We start from the raw sequence: 9,661 nt of genomic DNA on the forward strand, positions 1-9,661 counted from the left end.
CTGTCACTAAAAAAGGATGGTATGTTAGGTGCTCTATAAGGCTGTTTATAACGCTGGACAATAGTATTTGGCAAACGATTTTGCATCGCTTTTTTTAGAATGTACTTTTCGTTGAACGCTTTCATCTTGAGTTTTGGGTGCAATTGGCTGGCGAACTCAATCACATTGTGATCAAGAAAGGGGAAGCGACCTTCAACTGAGTTTTTCATTAACATTCTATCCCCTTGAGAGTTGAGCAAGTAACCTGCCATCAAGGTTTTACTCTCAAGGTATAAGGATTTATTGAACGGCTTCCATGAATCAAACCGATCTGGTAATGAGGCGATAAGTCTCTCCTCTGCATTAACATTTAATTCTGATGATAAGGCGTCACTATAGAAAATTTTTGCTTTTGAAGTTGATGCGATCCTTGGCAAATGTGAGAAAAGAGGATGGTTCGGTTGGTCTACACCTCCACCAAAAAAAGCTTTCAAGAAGGAGCCGGCTCGGTCACGAGACATATCTAAATAAGGATATAAGCGCTTGATTAATAAAGGGCGCCAGGATGAGTCAGGCTGGCGTGACCAGAACTCTCTAAGTTTGGCTTCTTTAAAAAGGTCATAACCACCGAATATTTCGTCCGCTCCTTCTCCTGTTAGTACTACCTTGTAGTTTTGCTGTCGAGCCAGGGCTGATAAGCGACCCATAGGGATGGGCGCTGTACGTACAATAGGGCTTTCAGTGTGCTTTATGCAGTCCAAGAAGTCATCCGCAATATTGCTGTACTTGCACTGTGTTGAAAAGTGACTGGTGTTTAAGTGTTCGACCATGGTTTTTTGGTGCTTGCTTTCATCCAGGTCAGCATCTTCGAAAGTGAGTGAAAAGGTGCTGAGGTCTCCGTGATCCAGGTGTTTGATGAGTGAAACCAGGATCGATGAATCTAAGCCGCCCGAAAGATAGGCTCCAACGGGGACGTCAGCCCTTAAACGAATGCGAACGGCTTCTTCTAGAAGTTCAGATACCTTCTGCGCTGCAATCTTTTCATCTACTATGTGTGGGGCGGTTCCAGATGAAAATGGATAATCCCAGTATTGGCGTCGCGTTAAGTTTCCTTTCTCAAAAACAACCTGCTCTCCTGGTTTAACCTCGTAGACATTCTCAAATGCTGTGTTAGGAGAGACAGGTGCCCAATAGCTAAGTATTTGGTCTAAAGAGTTTAGGTTTAGTTTTGGTGCTGAAGGAAGTGTACACAGTATGGCTTTAACTTCTGATGCAAAAGCGAGTGATTGTGCTTGCTGGCTATAAAATAGTGGAGATATACCTACCCGGTCACGAGTTAGAACGGCTCGTTGTTGTTTTTTATCCCAAAGTGCTATTGCGAACTGGCCGTTTAAGTGGTTAACAAAATCCAGGCCATATTCTTCGTAAAGGTGAACGATAACTTCGGTGTCGGTATGGGTATAAAATTGGTGGCCTTTAGCAATTAATACTTCTCGCAGTTCAGGGAAGTTGTATATCTCGCCGTTAAAACTAACCCAAACTGATTTATCTTCATTATGAATAGGCTGCTCACCACCCTGAATATCGATGATGCTCAAACGCGTATGAACCAATAAGGCTTGGCTATCTAGATAGTAAGCTTGTCCGTCAGGGCCTCGATGGCGTAATTGTCCTGCCATTTGCTTGGCAAGTGCATAGCGATCTTTTTCAAACGGGGGGAGGCCAAACAAACCTGCTATTCCACACATAGGTTAACTCTCGATGTCGCTGCTTGAACTTATATCAGAATTTGATTGTATGTGTAACTGGATTATTGTATCCAGCATACCTTGAGTTGGCGTTAAGTTACTTTGACACTTCAGGTTGCATTCTTTCGAGAGAGCAACAAGTTGTGATTCATGGATATCAAGATAGGATTTTTTTAATTGTGCTATCTTGCTTGATCCTATTGAATTTGCAAATTGCGCTCCATGTTTATACCAGTAATATACTACTCGGTGCGTTCTTCCTGCTTTAGCAAGCGCGATACGAATTCTTACGTTTGGGTGTAGATCACTTGTCCATGCATAATCATTGATTAGCTGCCATCTGTTCTTATCAAATATTGTGTTCTGGCTATTGGCCATTTCTACATTACTATTGTTTAGGTAGGTGAGGATGTATAGGTCGAGCTGGTCTCCGAAGGCTCCGTATAAGCCTCGCGTTAAATTGGTTGGTTGTGGAAAGTGAGGTTTCCAGTTGGTCGCTCGAGTTGTATCGAGTGTTAGGCCATTTAGTGTTTTTGGTAGCTTAGGTTGGCTTACCTGGTATTCTCTATTTTCTGGTGGGCTAAGTGCTAGTTGGGAAATGATTAGTAAAACTGTGCAAGCTGTTAACGAGAGAATTTGTTGTTTCAATGGCTGCGATGTATCTTGTTTTACAGGTGACTCTTGTTCGCCTTCTGCATCGAAGTGGCGGTCGATGAAAAACCATGGAAGCATCACGGCACCGAACACAATCCACCCTAAAGTATCATGGTCTTCCATTAAAGGGTGGCTAACGCCCTCATAATAGGCGATGAGTAATAGAATGAAGACCCGAATCCAGTTTCCGATCATTGCAAGTGTTGCGGCAATCGCAAGGCTTATCAATGCATGACGAAAACGTCTTCTATTAAACGCTGAGGAAATCAATGCTAGTGACAAAGCCGTCATAAAATACTTTAACCCTGAACAGCCCCCAGCAACATGAACTACGCCGGTGGTGACGGTAAAGTAGTTTCCTTCAACAAGTACCGTTAGTGATAGTAGGGAGGCAAGGTAAGAAACAACTTTAACAGTCAGTGTTTGTAAGAAAGGGATTGCCAGGTACCAGAAAGGCATCGCCATTAAGACGACACTCCATGCAATGATAATATTACGAGTACTTGCAAAGCCTAGAACTATTGCGCTAAATAAGGGCAGCGATAAAGCAAGGCATAAAAAAAACAGTGTTTTTATATCCAGAGCTTGAGATAAAACAAACCCGGCGGTCAGAAGAATGACAGCAGGTAATAATAGATAGTTCGGTTGAACTTTGTTCGATCCAAGGTTCTTATATGAAAAATAGGCGCTTAAAGCGAGAAGGATATAGCCCATATCCAAATCGCCAGCAGTGGTCCAGTGAGTATGAAGTTGAACTAAACGGCTGGGGTAGAAAGTTCCTAGATAACATAGCAACAGGGCAAAAATTGCCGCTAACCACAGCACAGGCTGCCTAGCGATCCGTGTCATAACTTCATCCAAAGTGTAGCTGTACCGCAATGTACGTGAGTCGTTAACGGCTTAGTCGTTCGTTGCGGTAAACAGTTGTAAAACTGCTAAGGTTATTAAAATGCTTTGTAATGGTGTTAAGCTTAGCTGAAAAATAAGGTTAGTGAAAACTATATAAAAGTAACTAATAGTAACTTCGCGACCGATATTGCTCATATAAGACAACTTAAAACGACCTCAATTATGAAAAGCCCAAATATCCGCTGGCACGACCATCAAATCCAAAGAGAAGACCGTGCTAAGCAAAAACATCAAAAGCCCTGCATGATCTGGTTTACCGGCCTTAGTGGTGCAGGTAAGTCTAGTGTCGCGAATGCCTTAGATGCGATGCTCTACGAGAAAGGTAAGCATACCTACCTTTTAGACGGTGACAATGTTAGGCATGGATTGACGAAGGATCTGGGTTTTTCTGCTCAAGACCGAATTGAAAATATCAGACGAATTGGTGAGGTAGGAAAACTTTTTGTCGATGCGGGTTTGATTGTCCAGTCTGCGTTTATTTCTCCTTTTAATTCAGATCGACAAATGGTGAGAAAGCTCTTCCCTATAGGGGAGTTTATTGAGGTTTATATTTGTACTGATCTTAGTGTTTGTGAGCGGAGAGACCCGAAAGGTTTGTATAAAAAGGCGAGGGCTGGAGAGATTCGAAACTTTACGGGTATTGACTCTACATATGAAGCCCCCGAAGATCCTGAACTCGTGGTTGACGCGGGTGTTTTAAGTATAGAAGGTGCAGCAAAGGAAGTTTTTGATTACTTGGTTTTGCGTGGATATGTCTAGCAAACACTAGAATGGCTTGCTTTGAATATAGAGCTTAGCTACAGTGAAAATCTGGAATTTTAATCATAGGGTTTAAAGGATGAAGTTTAATAAAGTTGGGCGATTGTTCATATCTGCTGTATTAGTAAGTATGTTGATTGCCTGCGGAGAAACTGATCAGAAAGAGCTTAACGCGAATCATCTAGCGAGAGCTAAAGCTTATGCCGAGCAAGGTCAATATAAAGCCGCGACAATTGAATATAAAAATGCGGTGAAGAAGTCGGGTGGCGAAGCCTCTTCAATTGTTCAATATGCCGAGATGTTGATTAAATTAGGGCAATATGACGCGGCGCTTAGCTTATTGGAGCAGGTGAGTACCGACAAGGATGAAAGTTACTATGTCGCACTGGTTGAGTCTTATCAAGGTAAGCACAAGTACTTATCTGCTGAGCTTGTTCTGGATGAGCACTTAAGTGGCAATAGCGTTGAGCTTCAAATGCTTCGTGCGCATAACTTGTTAGGTTTGAACGAGCTTGAACAAGCAGTCAATGCCTATCAGAAAATTCTTAATGACGAGGCAGGGAATGACCTCGCTACCCTAGGAAAAGCAACTGCTTTAGTAAGATCTAACCAGGTAAAAGAATCGAAAGGCTTGCTTAATTCCATACCTAAGGGTGCCAAGGCTTTTAGTAAAGCAAGAATTCTATTGGCTGGTATTGCAATTGGTGAACAGAACCTGGAACAGGCCGAAGATATTCTGACCGATTTGCTTTCTACTATGGATAATACAGATATTATTGAGCCGGAAAAAGCCGTTGTATTAGAACGGCTATCTTATGTTTTGACTCGCCAAGGCCGTTCTAACGAAGCCTATATTTACACCAAACTGTTATCCGAAGCCTTCCCGGGTTCAAATGAAGTAAAAGAGAAATATCAGCTTGCGGTCGAGAAAATGCAAGCAGGCGAATTGGATGCGTCTAAAGCAACTTTGATCGAGATATTAAATGATTATCCCTCATACAAGCTAGCGACTCAGCTACTAGGTATTATTAGCTATTTGGAAGGAGATAATACCGCAGCCTCTAAATACCTTTCAGAAAGTGTTGATCCGGAAGTCGCAAATGAGATGACGCGTCACATTTATGCGGCGACGAATCTGAAAATGAATGAGCCAAAGAAAGTGCTAGAAATACTTGAGCCTACTATTGATCGCAGTAAGGCGCCCGAAACACTTGCATTGTATGGCTTAGCAGCAATATCTGATGGTCAGTACAAAAAGGGTGAGAATGCCCTTCTGAAAGCTTTGTCGTTTGATGAAAAGAATATTCGGGTTCGCCTTGCTTTGGCAGATTACTACCGTAGTGGCCCAGGAGCGAATAAAGGTAAAGAATGGCAACAGCTAGATCAATCATACAAGCTAGATAGTTCAGATCTTCAACTGTTAAGAAGCATTGTAAGTTTCCACTTGCGTCATGACGGAGCGAAGAAAGCTGAAGAATTTATCGCCAGTGCGTTGAAAGCTAAACCAAGAGATTATGCGACCAATTTAGTAGCCGGTTACTTCTCGCTGAATCAAAGGAATATATCCACAGCGTTAAAACGTTTTACTATGGCTGCAGAGGTAAACAAGGAAGGTGAAGGTTATCTAAATGCCTTGTTTGCGAAAGGAAAAGCTGAGATATCTTTAAGTAAAGGCGATTCAGCAAAGCAAACGTTTAATGAAATTATTCGGGTGTTCCCCGAAAGTGAGTTGGGTTATAAAGGTTTGCTATCTGTTTATCTTATCGAAGATCAAGGTGCCGAAGGACGTAGTAAATTAGAGTTCTTCGCAAATAGTAATGCTCAGCTAGCGCCATATTATGTACTGATTCAGGAGTCGATCTCACAGCAGAATGTATCGGATGCTAAAGCGTATCTTGAAAAAGCGAAAGCGGCTCACGGAGAAGATGGAAAAACCAAGCGTTTAGGTGATGGAATTAAGTATGTTGAAGCCTTAATTGCAATGCGTAAGAGCGATTTCGCTACGGCGCGTACCAAAGTCGCTGAGGTTCTAACGAGTGAACCGGATAATATGCGCTTATTGTCTTTTTTAGTTGATCTTGAGCTGAAGGCTGGACGTGTTAATGAGGCTGAGAAAGTACTTGGTCAAATAGAGGCTATTAATGATAGCCACCCTGTTGTGAACATATTGCGCGGTGATATTGCGCTATCCAAGAATGACTATTCAACAGCGCGTAAGCTATTGATGCAAAGCTGGGGAAATGCACCCGTAGATTCTACAGCTGAAAAACTATATCGAGTGCTAGGTGTTTTGGGTGATAAGCCTGCCCAAAACAAGTTCCTTCAAGATTGGTTGGTTAAGCTACCTAACAGTACCCCAGCGCTTATGTATCAGTCCTTAGCTTATCAGCAGCGGGGGCAACGTATAAAAGCGGTTGAAGGTTATGAAAAAGTTCTGAAAATTGCGCCCAATAACGTCATGGCTCTGAATAATCTAGGGTGGATCTATTTTGAGAAAAAAGATTCGAGGGCGTTAGAGCTGTTAGCTAAAGCTGTAGACTTAGCGCCGGAGAGTCCAGCCGTTCTTGATAGTTATGGTTGGGTACTCGTTGATAACGGGAAGGTTTCTGAAGGCTTACCTTATCTAGAGAAAGCACATAAGCTCGCTCCGGAAATGGAAGAAATTGAAGAGCATTTAAACGCTGCTCGAGCCAAGCAGTAACCCTTGAGAAAAAGCCTGCATGAAGCAGGCTTTTTTCTTACTCCTATGAGTGTAGCGAATAGGGCTATTGCTCGTGGGTATTAATTCCAAACTTTTCCGTCAGGTTATAGAGTGTCGGCCTAGTAATTCCGAGTAGTCTAGCTGCTTGCGCCATATTATTCTGTGCGGCATGAATAGCTTGTGTGATTGCCGTTTTTTCTGCTGCGTCTCTTATTTGGCGAAGATTAAGCGCCTCTTCAGTCGCACAAGCATCATTTGACAGCTCAAGGTCTGAGCTCGTGACAAGCTTATCATCAGCCATGATGACTGCCCGCTTTACTTTGTTAATAATTTCTCGAACATTACCTGGCCATTCATAGCTCTTTATTGCTCGCATCGCATCTTCGTTAAATGCTAATGTCGGACGGTTCATTTGTTGAGCGAAAGTTTTAAGCAAAGCTTGTGCAATGATAATCGCATCACCGTCACGCTCCCTGATGGGGGGGATATTGAGAGAAATTTCACTCACTCGATAATAGAGATCCTCTCTGAATAAGTTTTGGTCAATGAGTTGTTGGACATTCTGGTGGGTTGCGCAAACAACTCGAACATCTACGGGTATCGGTTTAACGCCGCCAACTCTTTCAATCACTCTTTCCTGAAGGAAGCGTAATAGCTTAACTTGAAGCGGCATCGGCATGTCGCCAATTTCATCAAGAAATAAAGTGCCGCTATCTGCGAGTTCAATCTTTCCTTGTTTGGTTTGGGTTGCGCCAGTAAAAGCACCTTTCTCGTGTCCAAATAGCTCGCTTTCAAGCAGGTTTTCAGGAATTGCTCCGCAGTTAATAGCGACAAACGGGTTATCTTGCCTTGGGCTAACTTGATGAATTGCTTTCGCGAGTACTTCTTTTCCTGTCCCGGTTTCACCTAATAAAAGGGTCGTCACATCAGCAGGTGCTATTTTTTCTATCATTCGACAGACTTCTAGCATCTTGCTGCTACTCGCTATAATGCCCGCTAAGCGTGATGAGGATGAGCCTGTTGATAGTTCTTGATTTTGCTTCTCCAGCTCATGCATGCGGAAGGCTCGATCAACAATAAATGAAAGAATATCGGCATCTAAAGGTTTTTGGAAAAAATCACTTGCGCCCAAGCCAACAGCTTTGACAGCATTTTCTTTTTCCTCCCGTCCAGTAACAACGATTACTTTTGTTGTTGGGGCTAGCCTTAGTATCTCTTCGAGCGCTTGAAAGCCTTCGCTTGAACCGCCTGGGTCTGGAGGTAGTCCAAGATCCAGTGTCACGACTTGTGGCTCTTCACGACGGAGTATGGACAACGCAGCTTCCCTGTCTGATGCGAGATGTACGTCAACGCCTTCAAAACACCAACGCATTTGGCTTTGTAGGCCAGGATCATCTTCTACAATTAAAAGTTTTCGTTTCACGTTTAATTACCCGTACAGTCTTTGAAATAGCATTGAAATTTTACCCTTGAATTAACCTTTAGCCAGAGGAATTTTTAAGGTGAAGCAGGTGCCTACTTCTATCTGGCTCGTGACGCTGATTGTGCCGCCTAGTTTTCTTAAATATTCACGGCTTTGGTACACGCCGATTCCCATACCCGTAAGGCCTTTGGTACTTTCAANAGGCTTAAATAATTGGTTCTGAATGAACTCTTCGCTCATACCAATGCCGCTGTCTTGTATAAAAAGAAAGATATGCTCGGAAGTTTGCTTGCTGGCAATGGAGACCTCTCCTGCTTTGTCGGTCGCATCTATGGCATTTTGAACGATATGCCCTATTGCGGAACGCAGTTGTTCTTTGTCTGCATGTATCCATATTGGCTGCTCAAGTGCTTCTAAAGACGGGGATGGGCTAGATTTTTTATGACTTTGGTAGATCTCTAGCAATATTTCACCTAGCTCAACGGAAGCTTCCTCATTGTTCTGGTTTGGATTATGAATTTGCTGTAGCAGGTGATCCATTTTCTCGACTGTATGGCTTGTCGTGCGAATCATATCGTCAACAAAAGCAGGGTTGGATTTGTGCTTTTCGGCATTCTTAACGAGCAAAGATAGCTGCGCGATAATGGTCTTTATATCATGAACCAGAAAGGCAGATGCTTTATTTACCGCTTCGAACTGCATGGCAGTACCTAGCTTTTCCTGAGAGTCACTTTGAACAATGTAGCTACATGCTTGCTGAGAAACAATTTTCAACAGGTCGTAATTCTCCCAGTTTAGGTCAATCGTTGCGATGGGTTCACATAGCAAGACTAATCCGGATAGGTTTTCACCGACCCCAAGGGGCAGAATCAGCCATGGGTGCTCGAGGTGAAGCATGCTTTCCGGAATTTCGATCAGCTTATATTTGCTTGGGTCTAGCATGTATTCATCGAGGTTGATGATCCAGTCATTTTGGGTGAAGAAGGTTATTAGCTCGGAATGATGGTCGATGTCTCCGAACTTTGCATCAGGTAGGTGGTATTGTGCTTTGGGTTTGAATAAACCTTCCTCGTCTTTAATCCAGATCGCGCCCGACTGGCTCCCGACCAAGTCGCCAAGGATTTTTATCGCCTGTAGTGATGGAGGGTGGGAGGTATCTGTATCAGAAAGCGCGCGTGTACTCTTGATCCATTCGTCGCGATAGTCGTATTTATAGTCGAAAAAATTCTTACTAATAAAAACCATTATACGTGCGCGTAGAATTGGAGAGCTAATTAGAAGTATTAATGTTATTAGGCCGATTACGATAAACAGTATTCGTAGAGCTTCACCCCACGTGCCACCAAATACACTGATATAGTAGCCACCGGCAGAAATTAAGATAAGGTAGATTCCGGCGACCACCAGTGTTGTCGAATGGAAAGCCATTTGACGTGAGACGTGCATTCCGATGACTTGTTTTTGGTTGTTCATTAAAGTCAACGCGAT

At 43.0% G+C, this 9,661-nt stretch carries 6 protein-coding genes; 2 read left to right on the forward strand and 4 right to left on the reverse strand.

Translation table 11 applies throughout. The features are described from left to right. Together asnB and xrt are read right to left on the reverse strand one after the other, a co-directional pair. A partial coding sequence (gene asnB / locus A3756_RS08005) for an asparagine synthase (glutamine-hydrolyzing) (protein WP_068553276.1) occupies positions 1–1,727 on the reverse strand: 1,727 nt, incomplete at its 3' end. A gap of 3 nt (positions 1,728–1,730) precedes the next feature. Continuing rightward, positions 1,731–3,230, reverse strand: coding sequence for an exosortase (xrt, locus tag A3756_RS08010; protein ID WP_068515288.1), 1,500 nt, complete (start codon positions 3,228–3,230; stop codon positions 1,731–1,733). A gap of 222 nt (positions 3,231–3,452) precedes the next feature. Here xrt and cysC point away from each other — a divergent pair, with 222 nt between their 5' ends. Then, a complete protein-coding gene (cysC, locus tag A3756_RS08015; protein WP_068515286.1) occupies positions 3,453–4,049 on the forward strand; it encodes an adenylyl-sulfate kinase in 597 nt (198 codons plus the stop codon). A 79-nt stretch (positions 4,050–4,128) separates the two neighbouring features. Next, on the forward strand, positions 4,129–6,750 hold the full coding sequence (locus A3756_RS08020) for a tetratricopeptide repeat protein (RefSeq protein WP_068515276.1): 2,622 nt from the start codon (positions 4,129–4,131) through the stop codon (positions 6,748–6,750). A gap of 64 nt (positions 6,751–6,814) precedes the next feature. Here the strand turns inward: A3756_RS08020 and prsR are convergent, their stop codons facing one another. Both prsR and prsK read right to left on the reverse strand, forming a co-directional pair. Then, on the reverse strand, positions 6,815–8,173 hold the full coding sequence (prsR, locus tag A3756_RS08025) for a PEP-CTERM-box response regulator transcription factor (protein WP_082865148.1): 1,359 nt from the start codon (positions 8,171–8,173) through the stop codon (positions 6,815–6,817). A 51-nt stretch (positions 8,174–8,224) separates the two neighbouring features. Then, on the reverse strand, positions 8,225–9,661 hold a 1,437-nt coding region (gene prsK, locus A3756_RS08030), incomplete at its 5' end, for an XrtA/PEP-CTERM system histidine kinase PrsK (protein ID WP_156490362.1).

The organism is Oleiphilus sp. HI0086 (assembly GCF_001635225.1).

Bases quoted from the DNA above. Each gene is read 5' to 3' on its own strand.
- cysC (WP_068515286.1), top strand. From the start codon at position 3,453: ATGAAAAGCCCAAATATCCGCTGGCACGACCATCAAATCCAAAGAGAA.
- xrt (WP_068515288.1), bottom strand. From the start codon at position 3,230: ATGACACGGATCGCTAGGCAGCCTGTGCTGTGGTTAGCGGCAATTTTT.
- A3756_RS08020 (WP_068515276.1), top strand. From the start codon at position 4,129: ATGAAGTTTAATAAAGTTGGGCGATTGTTCATATCTGCTGTATTAGTA.